At 75.0% G+C, this 16,456-nt stretch carries 13 protein-coding genes; 10 read left to right on the top strand and 3 right to left on the bottom strand.

Annotation, left to right across the window (positions count from 1 at the left end; translation table 11 throughout):
- Positions 1 to 19: 19 nt before the first annotated feature.
- Entirely contained in the window at positions 20 to 568 is a 549-nt protein-coding gene (locus ACQP6G_RS15995; RefSeq protein WP_429765693.1) for a TetR/AcrR family transcriptional regulator, read from the top strand.
- Between the two features lie 31 nt (positions 569 to 599).
- Here the strand turns inward: ACQP6G_RS15995 and ACQP6G_RS15990 are convergent, their stop codons facing one another.
- Positions 600 to 2,705: a prolyl oligopeptidase family serine peptidase gene (locus ACQP6G_RS15990; RefSeq protein ID WP_429765691.1), complete on the bottom strand. Its 2,106-nt coding sequence runs from the start codon at positions 2,703 to 2,705 to the stop codon at positions 600 to 602.
- 129 nt (positions 2,706 to 2,834) lie between these two features.
- On the opposite strand from ACQP6G_RS15990, the gene ACQP6G_RS15985 reads away from it, so the two are divergent.
- On the top strand, positions 2,835 to 4,049 hold the full coding sequence (locus ACQP6G_RS15985; protein ID WP_429765689.1) for an FAD-dependent oxidoreductase: 1,215 nt from the start codon (positions 2,835 to 2,837) through the stop codon (positions 4,047 to 4,049).
- Between the two features lie 59 nt (positions 4,050 to 4,108).
- On the opposite strand, the gene ACQP6G_RS15980 is transcribed toward ACQP6G_RS15985, so the two are convergent.
- Positions 4,109 to 5,446 carry an aminotransferase-like domain-containing protein gene (locus tag ACQP6G_RS15980; RefSeq protein WP_429765687.1) on the bottom strand — a complete coding sequence of 446 codons (1,338 nt, stop codon included), beginning with the start codon at positions 5,444 to 5,446 and terminating at the stop codon, positions 4,109 to 4,111.
- A 143-nt stretch (positions 5,447 to 5,589) separates the two neighbouring features.
- Between ACQP6G_RS15980 and ACQP6G_RS15975 the strand changes: the two genes are divergently transcribed.
- The gene (locus ACQP6G_RS15975) at positions 5,590 to 6,294 is read left to right on the top strand and encodes a pyridoxamine 5'-phosphate oxidase family protein (RefSeq protein WP_429765686.1); all 705 of its coding nucleotides are present in this window, start codon (positions 5,590 to 5,592) and stop codon (positions 6,292 to 6,294) included.
- Between the two features lie 58 nt (positions 6,295 to 6,352).
- Here ACQP6G_RS15975 and ACQP6G_RS15970 read toward each other — a convergent pair whose 3' ends face one another.
- On the bottom strand, positions 6,353 to 8,407 hold the full coding sequence (locus tag ACQP6G_RS15970) for a bifunctional copper resistance protein CopD/cytochrome c oxidase assembly protein (protein ID WP_429765684.1): 2,055 nt from the start codon (positions 8,405 to 8,407) through the stop codon (positions 6,353 to 6,355).
- Positions 8,408 to 8,612: 205 nt separating this feature from the next.
- Between ACQP6G_RS15970 and ACQP6G_RS15965 the strand changes: the two genes are divergently transcribed.
- From ACQP6G_RS15965 to ACQP6G_RS15935, 7 genes are read left to right on the top strand one after another with little or no spacing between them, the layout of a single operon-like run.
- On the top strand, positions 8,613 to 9,875 hold the full coding sequence (locus ACQP6G_RS15965; protein ID WP_429765682.1) for an ABC transporter substrate-binding protein: 1,263 nt from the start codon (positions 8,613 to 8,615) through the stop codon (positions 9,873 to 9,875).
- A 2-nt stretch (positions 9,876 to 9,877) separates the two neighbouring features.
- Positions 9,878 to 10,801 (top strand): carbohydrate ABC transporter permease, encoded by a 924-nt coding sequence (locus ACQP6G_RS15960; protein ID WP_429765680.1) that lies wholly within the window; start codon positions 9,878 to 9,880, stop codon positions 10,799 to 10,801.
- Positions 10,801 to 11,730 (top strand): carbohydrate ABC transporter permease, encoded by a 930-nt coding sequence (locus tag ACQP6G_RS15955; RefSeq protein ID WP_429765679.1) that lies wholly within the window; start codon positions 10,801 to 10,803, stop codon positions 11,728 to 11,730. The genes ACQP6G_RS15960 and ACQP6G_RS15955 overlap by 1 nt, the downstream gene beginning before the upstream one ends.
- A gap of 11 nt (positions 11,731 to 11,741) precedes the next feature.
- Entirely contained in the window at positions 11,742 to 13,706 is a 1,965-nt protein-coding gene (locus ACQP6G_RS15950) for a DUF8034 domain-containing protein (RefSeq protein WP_429765678.1), read from the top strand.
- Positions 13,703 to 14,545 carry an RraA family protein gene (locus ACQP6G_RS15945; RefSeq protein ID WP_429765676.1) on the top strand — a complete coding sequence of 281 codons (843 nt, stop codon included), beginning with the start codon at positions 13,703 to 13,705 and terminating at the stop codon, positions 14,543 to 14,545. Before ACQP6G_RS15950 ends, ACQP6G_RS15945 begins: the two co-directional genes overlap by 4 nt.
- Positions 14,515 to 15,549 (top strand): aldo/keto reductase, encoded by a 1,035-nt coding sequence (locus tag ACQP6G_RS15940; protein WP_429765675.1) that lies wholly within the window; start codon positions 14,515 to 14,517, stop codon positions 15,547 to 15,549. The genes ACQP6G_RS15945 and ACQP6G_RS15940 overlap by 31 nt, the downstream gene beginning before the upstream one ends.
- On the top strand, positions 15,536 to 16,435 hold the full coding sequence (locus ACQP6G_RS15935; protein ID WP_429765674.1) for an amidohydrolase family protein: 900 nt from the start codon (positions 15,536 to 15,538) through the stop codon (positions 16,433 to 16,435). The genes ACQP6G_RS15940 and ACQP6G_RS15935 overlap by 14 nt, the downstream gene beginning before the upstream one ends.
- Positions 16,436 to 16,456: the final 21 nt, after the last annotated feature.

Below are 16,456 nucleotides of genomic sequence, written 5' to 3'. Positions count from 1 at the left end.
CTTCGAGGTGTTCGCGCAGGTGGGCGTCCAGGCCGCGTCGATCGAGGCCGTGTGCGAGGCCGCCGGTTTCACCCGGGGCGCGTTCTACTCGAACTTCGCGAGCAAGGAGGAGCTGTTCCTGGCCCTCACGGAGCGCGAGGCGCGCGGCCACCTCGGCGCCCTCGAGCAGGCGGTCACCACGGTCGACCCCGCCGCCCTGCAGACGCCGGAGGGGTTCCGCGCCACCGTGCGCGAGGTCATCGCGTCGGTGCTGCCCGACCAGGCCGCGAAGGCCTCCTGGTGCGTCATGGAGCTCGAGTTCGAGCTGCTCGCGCTGCGCGACCCGCAGATCGCCCAGCGCTACGTGGACCAGCAGCAGGTGCTCCGCGGGGAGATGATCGCCGCGCTGAACCGCGTCATGTCCGCCCTCGGCCTCCGCTTCGCCGTCGACGAGCACGTCGCCATCGACCTGCTGCTGGGCGCGCACGAGGCCGGTCAGCGCGCGGCGATGCTCCCCGCCGAGACCGCCCGCAAGGACGCCAGCGCCATGCTCGAGATCCTCGTGGACCTCATCGTCACGCCCGCCTGACCTCCGCCCCTGCCGCACAGGCGGTCGACGCTCAGAGGTACGCGGGCAGCTCCGGCTCGTCGCCCCGCACGTGCTCGCCGAGGAACGCCAGCACCGTCTGGTACCAGACCTTCGCATGCTGGGGCGCGAGCACCCAGTGGTTCTCGTCGGGGAAGTACAGGAAGCGGTGCACGGTGCTGCCGTCGTCGTCCGCGGGCAGGCCGGACTCCGTGAGCAGGTCGCGCCACAGCCGCAGGCCCTCCCCGACGGGCACGCGGTAGTCCTTGTCACCGTGCACGACGAGCATCGGGGTGCGGATGTCGGCGACGGCGCGGTGCGGGCTGTTCGCCTCCGCCATCTCCGGCGTCATCTCGCGCAGCCAGTAGTAGGCCGCGTCGGTGGTGGGGCCGAACTGGTCGAGCGCCCACAGGCTGGCGTGCGTGACGATCGCTCGGAACCGGTCCGTGTGCCCGGCCACCCAGTTCGCCATGTACCCGCCGAACGACCCGCCCATCGCGGCGGTGCGGGTCGCGTCGATCTCCGGCAGGGCCTCGACGGCGTCGGTGATCGCCATGAGGTCGGTGAACGGCGCTCCGCCCCACGCGCCCCAGCCGCGCTGCACGAAGTCCTGTCCGTACCCGGTGGACAGCGCCGGGTCGGGCAGCAGGACGGCGTAGCCGCGCGCCACCATCAGCCACGGGTTCCAGCGCCAGCTCCACGCGCTCCAGGTGCTCAGCGGGCCGCCGTGGATCCACAGCAGCAGCGGCGCCGGGCCGCCCGACGACGCCCCCTCGGGCAGCGCGAGCCAGGCGCGCACGCGCGCGCCGTCCCCCGCCGTCGTCTCGACCTCGGTGAGCGTGCCGGGCAGCGCCGGGGCGGGCACGGGCCCGCGGAGCGCGTCCGCGGCGACGGGCGCGCGCTCGCCCGCCGCGCCCGTCGCGGCGAAGGCGGCGAGGTCGATCCGCACCGGCTCGGCCGGCGCGGCGTAGCTGCTGCGCAGGGCGTACAGCGCGGACCCGTCGGGCGCGACGCGGACGTCGCTGAACGTCGCGTCGTCGCTCGTCACGCGCTCCACCGTGACCGGCTCGCCCGCACCCGGTCCGCCGGTGCCGAACGTCAGCAGGAACACCGGGCCGCGGCCGTCCTCGTCGGCCGTGACGACCAGCCCCGAGCCGTCGGGCAGCCACGCGACCGACGACGGCCAGCGGTCCCAGTCGTCCGCGAGGATCTCCGGTCCGGCGTCGTCCACGCCGAGCGGGACCAGTCCCAGCCGCACGACCGGCGCCTGCTCCGGCGTCGTGATCGTCTCGGAGCCGAACGCGACCCACCGCCCGTCCGGCGACACCGCCGGGGCGAAGACGTCCGCGTCCGGGTCGTCGACCAGCGTGCGGCGCTCCCCGGTCGCGGTGTCCACCGCCACCAGCACGACCCGGCGTGCCGCGCCCGGGTCGGGCACCGCCCAGGTGGTGACGAGCGTGGCGCCGTCAGGGGCCAGGCCCGCCTCGTGCTCGTCGAGCTGGCGCCCCGGCCCCGTCAGCTGGCGCAGCGCGAGCCGCGCGTCCGGGTCGGTCGTGCCGAGGGAGCCGACGAACCGGCGCTCCTGGTCGGGACCCAGGTCGTGGTCCCAGTACCGCACCGGGTAGCCGGTGTGCAGGATCGCCGAGAGCTTGCGGTCGGTGCGCTCCTTGCGCAGCGCCTCGTCCTCGGCGAGCCCCGCCGCGCCCGGCAGCACCGGCGCGGAGACGGACACCACGTCGGCGTCCCGGGCCGCGAGCACCCCGCCGACCCCGCCGGGCGCCGTCGCGACGACGCGCGCCTCCCCGCCGCCCGCGGGCAGCAGCCACAGCGCCGCCTTCGGCTCCTCGTCGTCCTGGTCCGCGTCCGGGTCCGGGCGGGCCGACGTGAACAGCACGTCGCCCGACGCCGCGAACACCGCCGACGACTCGCCCTTGCGGCTGCGCGTCAGCCGCCGCGCCGGGGCGACGCCGGCGGGGTCCACCTCCCAGACGGCGGTCGTCCAGCCGGTGCGCTTCGCGTCGAGCGTCTGGACGGTGGTGACGAGGCGCGTGCCGTCCGGGCTCAGCGCGAGCCCGCCGACGCGCGGGAGCTCCAGGTAGCGGTCGAGGTCGTCGAAGGGCGTGGGGGCGTCGCTGCTCACGCGCCCGGTCTACCACAGCCCGTGCGCAGACGGGCGCACGGGGAACACGGGATGAACGTTCGCTGAACTTGTTCGCGACGGCGTCCCCTGCGGTTGAGCGGGCGTCGCGCGATCGGGCACGGTCTGGTCGTGAGACCGCCGTCGCCCCGCGCCGCCCACCTGCCGCCGCTGCCCTCCACCGCCGACCTGGTCGTGGTCGGGGCGGGCATCGTCGGGCTCGCGCACGCCCTGGAGGCGAACGCCCGCGGGCACTCGGTGCTGGTGGTGGAACGCGACCCTCGGCCCGACGGCGCGTCCGCCCGGCGCTGCGGGCACGTCGCCGTCACCACGCAGGACGCCGCGACCCTGTCCTGCGCGCTGGCGTCGCGCGAGCGCTGGCTGAAGCTCGGCCGGGAGGCGGGCTTCTGGGTCAAGGACACGGGCGCCGTCGTCGTCGCGCGCTCCGCCGACGAGCTCGCCGTGCTGGACGACCTCGTAGCCGCCCGTGACGGCGACGCGCTGCTCCTCGACGCCGCGCAGGCCGCCGAGCGCGCCGGGCTGACGAGCGCGGGTGACGTCGTCGGCGGCGCGTTCCTCCCGCTCGACCTGCGCGTCGAGCCGCGCGACGCCCTCCGGGCGCTCGCCGCCGCGCTCGACTCCCGGCCACGGGCCGACGTCGCCTGGTCGACGACGGCGCTCACCTTCGAGGCCGGCACGGGCCGCACGCTGGTGCGCACGTCGCGCGGCGAGGTCGTGGCACGCCGCGTGCTGCTCGCCGTCGGGCCCGACCTGGACCGGTTCTTCCCCGACGAGGCGGCGCACGCCGGGCTGCGCCCCGACGTGCGGCAGGTGCTGCGGGTCGCGACACCGGGCCGCCGGCACGACGCCGCCGGCCCGGCCGTGCTGGGCGGCACGAGCCTGCTGCGCGACGCCGCCACGGCGCACTCCCCCGCACTCGCGGACGTGCGCGAGCGGCTGCGCACGCACGCCCCCGAGCTGCTCGACGCGGGCGTCCGTCTCGCATTCACCCCGCACGGCGACACGCTGCTCCTCGGCGAGGCCCGCCGCACGGACGCCGACCGGCGCGACGACGGGGGCCTCGACCGGGACCCCGAGCGCTCCGAGGCCGCCGACACCCTGCTGCTGCGCGAGGCCGAGGCCCTGCTCGGCCGGCCGGTCGAGGTGCGGCGGCGCTGGTCGGTGCCCGATCTCGCGGTGCCGCGCCCGCGCCGCGGTCCGTTCGCCGGTACGCCGTTCGTCGTCGCTGACCCAGCGCCCGGCGTCACCACCGTGACCATCGCGGACGGGCTGGGCACGACGACGGCGTTCGGCCTCGCGGCGAAGGTCGTCGACGGCCTGCTGTAGCCCTTGGTGACGTAGCGATCGGTCGTCGTCCGCGCGCCCGACGGCGACCGATCGCTCCGTCACCCGCCCAGCCCGACCCGGATCGCGGCGAGTGCGCGGTCGAGCTCGGCGTCGTCCACGCCGCCGAACCCGACGACGACACCGGTGAGCGGGGAGGTGCGGCAGACGTCGGACAGCAGCGGCAGGTCGAAGCCCGCCCGCCGCGCAGCGTCGCGCGCGGACAGCGCGGCCTCCTGCGGCAGCAGCCAGGTCGAGTACATGCCGGCGGACGTCGCGGCCGGCTCCGCGTGCGGCGCCAGGACCGCGGCGACGCGGGCCGCCCGCTCGGCGTACACGCGCCGCGCCGTGCGCAGGACGGCGTCGAGCCAGCCGTCCCGCAGCAGGGTCAGCAGGGCCCGCTGCGTGGGCCACGCCGCGACGTCGTGCACGACGGCGCGCTGCCGGACCACGTCGTCGAGCAGCGCCGGGGGCGGCACCAGCCACCCGACCCGCAGCCCGGGCGGCGCGGACTTCGACGCCGAGCCGAGGTAGGCCACCCGGTCCCGGCCGAGCGCCGCCAGGGCCGGCACGGGAGCCACGTCGTAGCGCAGCTCGGAGTCGTAGTCGTCCTCGGCGACGACGGCTCCCGTGGCGCGCGACGCGGCGAGCAGCGCGCGCCGGTCGTCGGCCGGCATCACCCGCCCGAGCGGGTGCTGGTGCGCGGGCGTCACGTACGCGGCGGCCAGCCCGCGCAGGGCGACCTCGTCGTGGCGGGCCTCCGCCGGCAGGTCGACGACGGCGCGGCCCGTGGCGTGCGCGGTCGCGACGGCGGCGCGGTAGCCCGGGTCCTCGATGCCCACGGGCCCCGTGGGCAGCACGCCGAGCAGGTCGCGGAACCCGGCCGTCGTCCCGGCGGTGACCACCACCTCGTCGGCGTCGACGACGAGGCCACGGGTGCGAGCGAGCCGCTCCGCGAGCGCCGCCCGCAGCGCGGGCAGGCCGCACGGGTCGTCGTAGCCCCGCGGAGGCGTCGTCGCCGACACCTCCCGCCACGCCCGCCGCCACCCCGCGCGGTGGCGCGGATCGATCCACGGCTCGCCGGCGCTCAGCCGTACGAGGCCGCTGCCCGGGCCCGCGGCCCGGCGCGGCCCGGGCGCGGGACGGGGTACGGCGTCGGCCGCGACGTACGTGCCCGCCCCGCGGCGCGCGGTCAGCCATCCCTCGGCCATCAGCTGGTCGTACGCCTGCTCGGCCACGGAGCGCGCGACGCCGAGGTCCGCGGCGAGCGCACGCGTGCTGGGGAGCCGGTCGCCGCGGCGCAGCGTGCCGCGGGACACCAGGTCGCGGACCTGGCCGGACAGCTGCGCGCCGAGCGGGTCGCGGGCGCCGCGGTCGAGGCGGACGGGGAGCGCGGGCATCGGGACTCCTGGATGACGGGACCGGACGGCGGGACCGGGCGGCACGACCGAGGCGGCCTACCGGACCGGCGGGTGAAGTGGCCTGCCGATTCCGTCAGGAAATGGCTCGTGACGACAGGCCACCCGAGGTCCACGGTAGTGCCATGGACGACGCCCTCTCCCCCACACCTCGGTCCACCGTGCGGCGCGGCCGGAACCGCGCCGTCGCCGACCGGGACGCGCTGCACGCCCTGCTCGCCGACGGGCTCGTCGCCCACCTCGGCGTCGACGTCGGCGAGGGCGCGGACCGGCACCCGGTCGTGCTGCCCTGTGCCTACGCCGTCGACCTCGACGGTCCCGACGACGGCGGCACGCTGTACGTGCACGGCTCGGTGGCGGCGCGCTGGCTGGTCGGGGCCACGGACGCGACCGTCTGCGTCACGGTCACCGAGCTCGACGGCCTGGTGCTGGCGCGGTCCGGCTTCCACCACTCGATGAACTACCGGTCGGCGGTCGTGATCGGCACGGCCCGCCTCGTCACGGACGACGCCGAGCGCGTCCGCGCGCTGGACGCCGTCGTCGACCACATGGCGCCCGGCCGGTCCGCGACCCTGCGCCCCGCCACCCGCAAGGAGCTCGCCGCGACGGCGGTGCTGGCCGTGCCGCTGCGCGAGGCGTCGATGAAGGCCCGCGCCGGCGCGCCCGTCGACGACCCGGCCGACGTCGCCGCGGGCGGCTGGGGCGGGCACGTCCCGGTGCGTCGCGTCGTGGGCGCCGCGGTCCCCGACACCGACACGCGCGAGCCGGTCCCGGCGCACGTCGCCGCGCTGGCGGGCCCGTCCCGGCTCCCGGTGCCGCAGCCCGCCTGACCTGGCGCGCTCCCCGTACTCCCTCGGCGGGATCCGTACTACCTCGCAGGGTCTCGTACTACCTCGGCGGGGTCTCGTCGTCGCGCTCGGCCATCTTGGCGAGCATGGCGTTGTACTCCTCGAGCTCGGCGTCGCCGTCGCGGTCGGCCTTGCGGTCGCGGCGGCGCGCCTCGCGCTCGTCGGACGTCGTCCACTGGATCGCGACGGCGATGGCGAGCGCGAGCGTCGGCAGCTCGCCGATCCCCCACGCGACTCCGCCGCCGCGCTGCTGGTCCTCGATGGCGGGCAGGCCCCAGGGCCGGCCCATGTTGCCGAACCAGTCGGCGACGAGCAGCGAGGTGCCCGACGTGAGCACGACGCCGAAGAACGCGTGGAACGCCATCGTCGCGAAGAGCAGCAGCAGGCGCTGCGGGTACGGGGGGCGCCTGGGGCCCGGGTCGATGCCCACGAGCGCGTTGGCGAACAGGTACCCCACGAGCGTGAAGTGCACGATCATCCACACGTGCCCGGCGTGGTTGCGCAGCGCGAACTCGAACGCGGGCGTGTAGTAGAACGCGATCATGCCGCCGGCGAAGAGCACCGCGGCCACCACGGGGCGGGCGATGAACTGGCCGAACCGGGAGTGCACCAGGCCGAGCACCCACTCGCGCGGCCCGCGGCTGCCGTCCTTGCGGGCCGGGATGGCGCGCAGCAGCAGCGTGACGGGGGCGGCCAGCACGAGGAACAGCGGCACCAGCATCGCCAGGATCATGTGCTGCACCATGTGGCCGCTGAAGATCACGTGCCCGTACACGGCCGGGCCGCCGCTGGTCACCCAGAACATCACGACCATGCCCAGGCACCACGACACCGTGCGCCCCACGGGCCACGCGTCGCCGCGCCGCGCGAGCCGCCGCACCCAGCGCAGGTAGACCACGAGCCCGGCCACGCACGCGAACGCGAGCAGCGGGTCGAGGCTCCACTCGGTGAACCAGCGGGCCATGGTCGGCTCGGGCGGCAGCGCCTGGCCGGTGAGCTGGAAGGCGGGCGTGACGTCGACCGGCACCTCGTCCGGGACGGGCGGGGCGGTGGAGCCGAGCGCCACGGCGACGCCGGAGACGGCGCCGATCACGAGCAGCTCGACGGCGAGCAGCCGCCAGAACAGGCGTCGGACGGCGCCCGCGGAGCCGGCGCGGCCGAGCCGGTCCACGACCCACATCCGGTGCGCGAACCCGAACCCGCCGAGCGCCACCATGAGCAGCGCCTTGACGAGCAGGAGCACGCCGTACGGGGTGAGCAGGTCGCCCCAGGACTCCATGCGGAGCCACGCGTTGAGGATGCCGGAGACGCCGACCGCGGCGAAGCACCACCCGGCGACCGGGGAGAAGCGCGCGACGGCGGCCGCCGCGGTGCGCCCGTCGTCGCGTGCCTCGTCCCGCGTGAGCACGGTGACGAGCAGCGCGCCCAGGCCGCCCACCCACACGGCGGCGCCGACGAGGTGCAGCAGCATCGCGCCGACGGCGAGCTCGTGGTTCGCGGCGCCCGACGCGTGGCCGGTGGTCGACTGCATGGCGAGGGCGGCGAGCGGCAGCAGCGTCGTCCACAGGGCGCCGACTGGTCCGCGCACCGCCATCGCGAGCGCGGACGTGAGCGCGGCGACGACGATGATCGCGAGGTAGAGCCGGCCGAGGTCGAGGTCGGTGACGAACTGCGCGAGGCCCTGCCCGAACGCGGGCGAGGCCGGCGAGGTCCCGGAGATGTTCGCGTACCGCAGCACGAGCTGGAGGACGGCGGCCACCGCCCACACGGCGCTGGCGGCGCCGGCCGTCGTGAGCACCCGCGCCTGGGTGCGGCCCGGCGGCACCAGGCAGGCCGCGACGAGCAGCGCGCCGACCGTCACCGAGACGCTGAGCTCGGTGAGCACGGTCGTGACGGGCAGGCCGTAGCGCACGATCGCGCCCGGGTCGGTGAAGCCGCTGAGGGCCTGGAACGCCCCCGAGTAGGCTCCGCCGCACAGCACGGCGAGGACGGCGACGAGGACGGCTGCGGGCCCGGCGGCGACGAGCCACCAGGGGCGCGGCGGCACGCTCGGGGTACCGCCCGGCCGCTGCACGGCGGGGGCTGCGGAGGTCACCCGTCCAGCCTATGGGCGGTGGGCGGCGCCCCGGGACGACCCGGGTGTGAGATCACCTGCCGTGGGGCACCTTCTTCCCAATCCAACGATTATCGATTAGTGTCCCAGTCGTCCCTCCACACCGGACGTCATCCACAGCCGCAAGGCCGAACTCCGGGCACGCGAAGCAGCGTCCCGGCGGGGCGGCAACCCGAGAGGATCAACGATGATCAAGCACCGCACCCTGGCGAGCGTGGGCACGCTCACGGTCGCCGCCCTCGCGCTCACCGGCTGCGCCGGCTCCGACGACGACGGCGGCTCCGGCGGCACCACCGAGGTGAGCATGCTCGTCAACGTCACGCCGAACCTCACCGAGGAGTACTGGAACGAGCTGGTCAAGCCGTTCGAGGACGCGAACCCCGGCATCGACGTCGTCGTCCAGAACCCGGGTGCCGAGGGCGTGGCCGCCGCCCTCCCCCGCCTGCTCACCGCGGGCGACGCGCCCGACGTCGTCCAGTCGCTGCCGCCGACCACGGACCTCGCCCCCGAGCTCGTCGACCTGTCCCAGTACGACTGGGCGACGTCCGGCCCGCTCGCCGACCAGTACTCGATCGACGGCAAGTACTACATGGCCGGCATCGGGTTCCAGCTGCAGAGCCTCTTCTTCTACAACAAGACGGCGTTCGAGGAGGCCGGGATCACGGAGACCCCGACCACGGTCGAGGAGCTCACCACGGCCCTCGGCAAGCTCAAGGACGCGGGCTGGACGCCGCTGCAGACCGGCGGCGACTGGATGACCAGCCACTCGCTCCAGGCCCTCGGCCTCCCGTCGATCGTCGGCCAGGACCCGGAGTGGTACGCCCACATGAGCTCGGGCGAGGCCACCTTCTCCGACACGTACGGCGACTCGGTCGCCACCTACGCCGACTGGGTCGCGAAGGGCTACGTCCCCAAGGACGCGCTGGGCATCAAGTACCCGGACGCCGAGCAGGCGTTCCTCTCCGGCAAGAGCGCGATCTACCCGATGGGCAGCTGGTTCGCCGGCACCGAGGCGAAGGCGGAGGAGAAGGCCGAGATCGGCGTCTTCCGCGCCCCCGCCGTCGACGGCGTGGCCAGCCCCGCCATGGGCGCGAACATCGCCAGCCCGTACTCGATCCTCAAGACCAGCGAGGACCAGGACGCGGCCGCCAAGCTCGTCGAGTTCCTCGTGACGGACCAGGACGCGGTGGCCAGCCAGCTCGAGGTCGACGGCAACTTCCGCGACGGCTACGAGTACGAGATGGACGACCTGGGCAAGGAGCTGCTGCAGATCGTCGCGGACACCCCTGCCGAGTCGTACACGCCGACCGGCCAGGGCTACGGCGAGCGCACGCTGCCCACCGGCTACTCGGACGAGATCAACGCGCAGACGCAGGCGCTCATCGGCGGCACCTCGGCCGACAAGGTCGACTCCGCGATGGACGACTGGTTCGCCGCCACGATCGGCTGACGATGGCGACCACCGTCCCCCTCGCCCGCGCGCGCCGCCGCCCGGCGGCGCGCGTGTGGCGCGACCGCCTGCCCGGCATCGTCATGGGCGGCCCCGCCGTCCTGGTCTTCCTGGCGATGTTCATCGTGCCGATGTTCCTGGCGTTCGTGCTGAGCCTGACCGACTGGAACGGCTACAGCCTGAACTTCACGTTCATCGGCTTCGACAACTACACGGAGGCGTTCCGCAACCCGCGCACCGTGGACGCGGCGATCTTCACCGCCGTCGTCGCCTTCTGCGGCACGGTGCTGTGCAACGCGGTCGGGCTGTTCATCGCCGCACTCATCGCCGGCAACAGCCGCGCGAACACCCTGCTCCGCACGATCTTCTTCTACCCGTACATCATCAGCTCGCTGATCATCGGGTTCCTCTGGTCCGCGATGCTGTCCCCCGAGGGCGCGGTCAACGGCCTGCTGGGTCACCTCGGCGTCGCGCCGCTACCCTTCCTCACCGAGGTGACGTTCGCCAAGGCCAGCGTGATCCTCACGATCGTGTGGGCGCACTTCGGCTTCAACATGATCCTGTTCCTCGCGGGCATCAAGTCGGTGCCCACCGAGTTCTACGAGGCCGCCACCGTCGACGGCGCCTCGAAGTGGCAGCAGTTCCGCAACGTGACGCTGCCCCTCATCGCCCCGGTGTTCACGGTGAACCTCGTGCTCACGCTGGTGGGCCTGCTCAAGGTCTACGACGTCGTGCTGGCCCTGACCGACGGCGGCCCCGCCGGCTCGACCCAGACGATCGTGTACCAGATCCTGCGGGACTCGTTCGGCCAGTCCGAGCTCGGGTTCGGCGCGGCGCAGTCCGTGATCCTGCTGATCGTCACGGCCGTGCTCGGCCTCGCGGTGACGTTCGCGCGACGCGGCGCGGAGAAGAAGGTGGCCGACTGATGGCGACGACGACGCACCCGACGACCCCCGTGACCCCGCCGGCCGCTCCCCCGGCGCCCGCGGCGCGACCGACGTCGCGCGCCCGGCGCCGCCGCGTGCCGGGCGTGGGCACCGTCCTCAAGTGGGTGGTGCTGGGCCTGGTGGCGCTGGTCATGGTGGTGCCGCTGTACATCATGGTGATCAACGCCTTCAAGCCGCAGGACGCGATCATCTCCTCGCCGCTGGCGATCGGCCCGGACACGTTCAGCCTGGAGTACCTGCAGGCGGCGCTCACCAGCGAGAAGTTCAACGTGGTGCGCGCGTACGGCGTCACGCTGCTGTTCGTCGCGCTGGTCAACGTGTGCGGCATCGCGCTCGCCGCGCCGGTCGCGTACGTCATCGCGCGCGGCCGGTCGAAGTGGCACCTGGGCCTGCTGCTGCTCTTCGTGTCCGGCCTGTTCATCCCGGGCCAGGTGACCCTGATCCCCGTCGTCTTCGTGCTGCGGGTGCTGGGGCTCATCAACACGATCCCGGGCTTCATCCTGTTCGAGACGGCGGCGACGCTGCCGGTGACGATCTTCCTGTTCGCCGCCTACCTGCGCACCGTGCCGCGCGACATCGACGAGGCGGCCGCGCTGGACGGCGCGGGCAAGATCCGGGCCTTCTGGTCGTGCATCTTCCCGATCATGAAGCCGGTGGTCGCGACGATCGTCGTGCTGAACTCGATCAGCGTCTGGAACGACTTCGTGAGCCCGCAGATCATCCTGGGCCCGAGCTCCGGCATCTACACCGTCACGACGGGCGTGTACGCGGCCGTCGGCGAGTTCTCCACCGACTACACGACCGTCTTCCCGACGCTGCTGCTCGCGGTGAGCCCGGCGATCCTGTTCTTCGTGCTCATGCAGCGGCACATCATCGGCGGCCTCGTCGCCGGCGCCACGAAGGGCTGAGCACGCCGACCATGAGCGAGACAAGCGATCCCCGCATCCCCACCACCCCCCTGCACGAGGTCCCGGCCTGGGCCGTGCTGGAGCGCCGCCTGTTCGACGCGACGGAGGAGGCCTGGCGGCTGTTCTCCGACCGCTACACCGGGCCCGACGGCCGCATCCTGCACGCGGGCGGCTTCGAGCACCGCGACGGCGTGGACGACCTGTACGAGCCGTTCTTCAACTGGCCCGCGTTCTACGCCCTGGGCGGCAGCGACGAGATCCTCGCCGCGGCGAAGCGCCACTTCGAGGGCGTGACGGCGCAGCTCACCGAGGGCGGCATGCTCACGGGCGAGTACGAGAACGGGTACGACTGGTTCCACCAGGGCGAGTCGCTGCTGTTCTTCTACGGCCTGTGCGCGGCGGACCCGGGCGACGAGCGGTTCGCCGAGCGCGCCCGCCGGTTCGCCGCCCTGTACACGGACCCGGCGCACGGCAACTACGACCCTCGGCGGAACCTGATCACGGCGCCGCACAACGGCGCGCAGGGACCTCTGGAAGGCCTGGGCACCGAGTGGCTCACCTACCCGGCGTCCCTGGACTACATGGAGGCGTACGGCCTGCCGCTGCACGGGCTGCCCGGCATCACGCGGTGGTCCGACCTGGAAGACCCGGCCCACGCCCGGCTCATGGGCGACGAGCTCCAGCGCCGGGCGGCGGGTGACACGGCCGTCAACCTCGCCGCGACGTCCCTGGTCACCAACCGGTGGCTGTACGACGGCGACGCCGCGTCCGCCGCGTGGGTGGCGCGGTACGTCGACGGCTGGCGGGAGCGCGCCGCCGCGGCGGGCGGCCTCATGCCCGACAACGTGGCGCCCGACGGCGTCGTCGGCGGCCTGCACGACGGTGCCTGGTACGGCGGCCACTACGGCTGGACGTGGCCGCACGGCCTGCACTCGGTGGGCATGAGCACGCTGATCGGCGCGCTCAACGCGTCGTTCGTCTCCGGGGCCTCCGGGCCGCGCGACGACGGGGCGCTCGACCTCGTGCGCACCATGCTCGACACGGCACTGGAGCACGCGATCACGGCGCCCGTCACCGAGACGCCGTTCAGCCTGCGCGGCAGCTGGCTGGAGCGGCTCGGGCCGCACGCCGCCGAGCCCGCCACGCTCGTGCCGTACCGGTTCGGCGCCGACGGCTGGTTCGACTACGGCCCGCTCCAGCTCGACCTGCCCACCTGGCTGTGGTGGTGGACGCGCGACGACGCCGACCGCAAGCGGCTGGACCGGGTGCTCGACGGCATCCCGGGCTCGGACGAGGTGCGGCCGTTCCGCGACAAGGTGGAGGCCGGGCACGAGGGCCCGTGGCTCGCGTTCCTCGACGGCTCGCTGCCGGACTACCCGGAGCGCGCGCTGTCGATGGCGCTCGGCCAGCTCGCCCGCCGCGTGGCGGTGATGGACGCCGAGCCCGTGGACCCCGAGACCGTGCACCTCCACTTCTGGCAGCGCGCCAACCCGGTCGTCACGGAGGTGCTGGGGCAGCTGGTCACCGGCACGCCGCAGACCCTGTACAACGGCGGGCTGCCGTTCGCCGCCGTCGCGTACACCGACGCCGACCGGCAGCGCCCCGGCCTGCCGCCCGACGTCGCCGCCCTGGTCTCCGGCCTCGACCGCGACGCCGACGGCTCCGGCCGCGTCGAGCTCAGCCTCGTCAACCTCTCCCCCACCCGCGCCCGGCGCGTGCGCGTGCGGCCCTCGCGGTTCGGCGAGGACCGCCTGACGGGCGTCGTCGTGCGCGGCGAGGACGGCGGCGTCTGGCCGGGCCGGTCCACGGCGTCGGCCGGCCGTGCCGGCACGCGGACCGCCGCGACCGTCCCGCTCGACGCCCCCGACCTGCTCGTCGAGCTGCCGCCGAACCACCGCGCCGACGTCGTGCTGCTCACCGCACCCGCCGGCAGCGCGCCACGTCACCACCAGCACCACGAAGGAGCCCGACCATGACCGACGCTCTCACCGACGGGTCGCCCGTCGACACCTTGCCCGTCGACACCCTGACCACCGGCGACGGCCTCGTGCGGCCCGAGATCTCCCTGCCCGTGCGCGGAGGAGCGTACGAGCGGGCGAACGCGGAGGCCCTCGAGCGGCTCGGCCAGGTATCGGCGGCGACGGCCTGCGCCAAGCTGCACGGCCTCGGCATCCGGCACTCGTTCGTCGAGGGCCCGCGGCCGCTCAGGCCCGGGTACCGCGTCGTGGGCTCCGCGCTCACCCTGCAGTTCATGCCGCAGCGCGAGGACCTCGCCGCCGGCGACGAGCAGGAGTACGTGGAGCGGCACACGGCCCTGTGGCACGTGCTCGAGGCGGTGCAGCCCGGCGACGTGCTCGTCGTCCAGGCGTACGGGAGCCGGTTCTCCGGCTGCGTGGGCGACATCCTCGCGCGCTACTTCCAGCGCAAGGGCGGCGCGGGCATGGTCGTCGACGGCCGCATCCGCGACTCGGGCAAGATCGCCGACCTCGGCCTGCCCGTGTGGTCCACCGGCGTCACCCCGCACTACGCCTCGCAGTCCGAGCTGTTCCCCTGGGCCTACGACGTGCCCGTCGCCGTCGGCGGCGTGCTGTGCATGCCGGGCGACCTCGTCGTGGCGGACGACGACGGCCCCGTCATCGTGCCGCGCGCGATGGCCGACCAGGTGGTGGCGTCCGCACAGGACCACGAGGAGTGGGAGGTCTTCAGCCGCCGCCGGCTCGACGAGGGCGCCCGCCTCAGCGACTACTACCCGCTGACCCCCGACACCCGAGGGGAGTTCGAGGCATGGCGTTCCGCGCAGGGCTCCGCCCGCTGACCCCGGGCGACCGCGGCGCGTCCGTCCCGAGCGGCATCGCCGCGTCGTCGTTCGGCCTCGGCTGCGCGCCGATCGGCAACCTCTTCACCCCCGTGGCGGAGGCGGACGCCGAGGCGACGGTCGGCCGCGCGCTCGAGCGCGGGATCCGCTTCTTCGACACGGCGCCGCACTACGGCGAGGGCGTCAGCGAGCTGCGGCTCGGGCACGCCCTGGCCGACGTCGACCGGGACGCCGTCGTCATCGCCACCAAGGTGGGCCGCGCGATCGTCGACGCCGCCGGCGCACCCGTGCCCTTGGGCGGCACCGGCGGCCCCGGGGGGACCACGGTCGGCGACCTCAGCCGCGACGGCGTGCTGCGATCGCTGGAGGGCAGCCTCGCGCGGCTCGGCACCGACCGCGTCGACCTGCTGTACCTGCACGACCCGGGGGACGTGGACGAGGCGCTGCGGGGCGCCCTGCCCGCGATGCTGGAGCTGCGGGACCAGGGCGTGGTGCGGGCCGTGGGCGTCGGGATGGGGCGCAACGCCCCCGTGGCGCGCCTGGTCCGCGAGGCCGCCGGCGCGCTGGACGTCGTCATGCCCGCCGGGCGGGTGACGCTGATCGACCGCACCGCCCTGGACGACCTGCTGCCCGCCGCCCGCGAGCGCGGCGTCGGCGTCGTCGCGGCGGGGGTCTACAACTCCGGCGTGCTCGCCGACCCGGTCGCGGCGCCGCTCTTCGACTACCACCCCGCGTCGCCGGACCAGGTCGACCGTGCCCTGCGGATGGCGGCCGCGTGCCACCGCGAGGGGGTCGACCTGCCCACCGCCGCCGTCCGCTGGCCGCTGCGCGTGCCGGGCGTGGAGGCCGTCGTCGTGGGGGCGCGCACCCCCGCCGAGGTGGACGTGTTCGCCGACGCCGCCGACGCCGTCGTCCCCGACCGCCTGTGGACGGAGCTCGACGCGATCGCGAACGCTGCCGAGCAGGCGGTCGACACCGTGATCAGGTCGCATGGCACCGCATGACGGCGTCAACCGCCTGCTCGGCGAGAGGGCTGACGGGGTCGTGGACGCGCACGTGCACCTGTGGGACACGGCGGCCGTGCGGGTCTCGTGGTTCCGGGACGGCCTGGGCCTGCCCGCGCGGGTCGGGCCCGACGACCTGGCCCGCGCCGTCGCGACGTCGCCGGTGCCCGTCCGCGCCGCGGTGGCCGTGCAGGCCGCGGACACGGAGGGCGAGGCGCGCTGGCTCGCACGGCAGGCCGCGTCGCACGCCCCGCTGCCCGGACCGGTCGTGCTGCAGTACGACGCCCGCCCCGACGACCCGCACGCCTGGGCCGGGATGGCGCAGGCGCTGATCGACGACGGCGTCCCCGTCGCGGGCCTGCGGCTCGCCGTCCCGGGCGGCGCCGCGGACCTGTCCGACGTCGCGGGCCTCGACGCGCTCTGCGAGGGCCTCGCGGCGTCGGGCCGCGTGCTCGAGACGCTCGTGCGCCCCGACCAGCTCCCCGCCGTCGCCGCCCTCGCCGGGCGGCACCCGGACCTCGACCTGGTCGTCTGCCACCTCGGCCTCGGCACGGGCGACCCCGACGCGGCATGGCGCGACGCCCTCGCCGCCGTCGCCGCCCGCCCCCGAGCGCACGCCAAGCTGTCGGGCCTCCACACCACGGCTCCCGACGACGCCGGGCGCACCGCCGCCGCCGCCCGTGCCGCCGTCGACCTGCTCGGCCCGGGGCGGCTGCTGTTCGGGAGCGACTGGCCGATGTCCGCACGCGTCGCCCCGTACGCGCAGATCGTCGAGCGCACGGCCGCGGCGCTGCCCCCGCTCGACGACGCCGCGGCGACGGCCGTCTGGTCCGGCACGGCGACCCGGCTCTACAGCGTTCGGGGACATCGACGTCGGTCGACGTAGCGATCTCTCCCCGTGCGCCGG

Source organism: Isoptericola nanjingensis, assembly GCF_050311635.1.
Lineage (GTDB): Bacteria > Actinomycetota > Actinomycetes > Actinomycetales > Cellulomonadaceae > Isoptericola > Isoptericola nanjingensis.
Note: the sequence above shows the minus strand (reverse complement) of the source record. Positions and strands in the feature narration are given on the sequence as shown.

Coding starts and splice junctions, on each gene's coding strand:
- ACQP6G_RS15960 (WP_429765680.1), top strand. CDS start 9,878: ATGGCGACCACCGTCCCCCTCGCCCGCGCGCGCCGCCGCCCGGCGGCG.
- ACQP6G_RS15980 (WP_429765687.1), bottom strand. CDS start 5,446: ATGCCCGCGCTCCCCGTCCGCCTCGACCGCGGCGCCCGCGACCCGCTC.
- ACQP6G_RS15965 (WP_429765682.1), top strand. CDS start 8,613: ATGATCAAGCACCGCACCCTGGCGAGCGTGGGCACGCTCACGGTCGCC.
- ACQP6G_RS15940 (WP_429765675.1), top strand. CDS start 14,515: ATGGCGTTCCGCGCAGGGCTCCGCCCGCTGACCCCGGGCGACCGCGGC.
- ACQP6G_RS15945 (WP_429765676.1), top strand. CDS start 13,703: ATGACCGACGCTCTCACCGACGGGTCGCCCGTCGACACCTTGCCCGTC.
- ACQP6G_RS15975 (WP_429765686.1), top strand. CDS start 5,590: ATGGACGACGCCCTCTCCCCCACACCTCGGTCCACCGTGCGGCGCGGC.
- ACQP6G_RS15950 (WP_429765678.1), top strand. CDS start 11,742: ATGAGCGAGACAAGCGATCCCCGCATCCCCACCACCCCCCTGCACGAG.
- ACQP6G_RS15935 (WP_429765674.1), top strand. CDS start 15,536: ATGGCACCGCATGACGGCGTCAACCGCCTGCTCGGCGAGAGGGCTGAC.
- ACQP6G_RS15955 (WP_429765679.1), top strand. CDS start 10,801: ATGGCGACGACGACGCACCCGACGACCCCCGTGACCCCGCCGGCCGCT.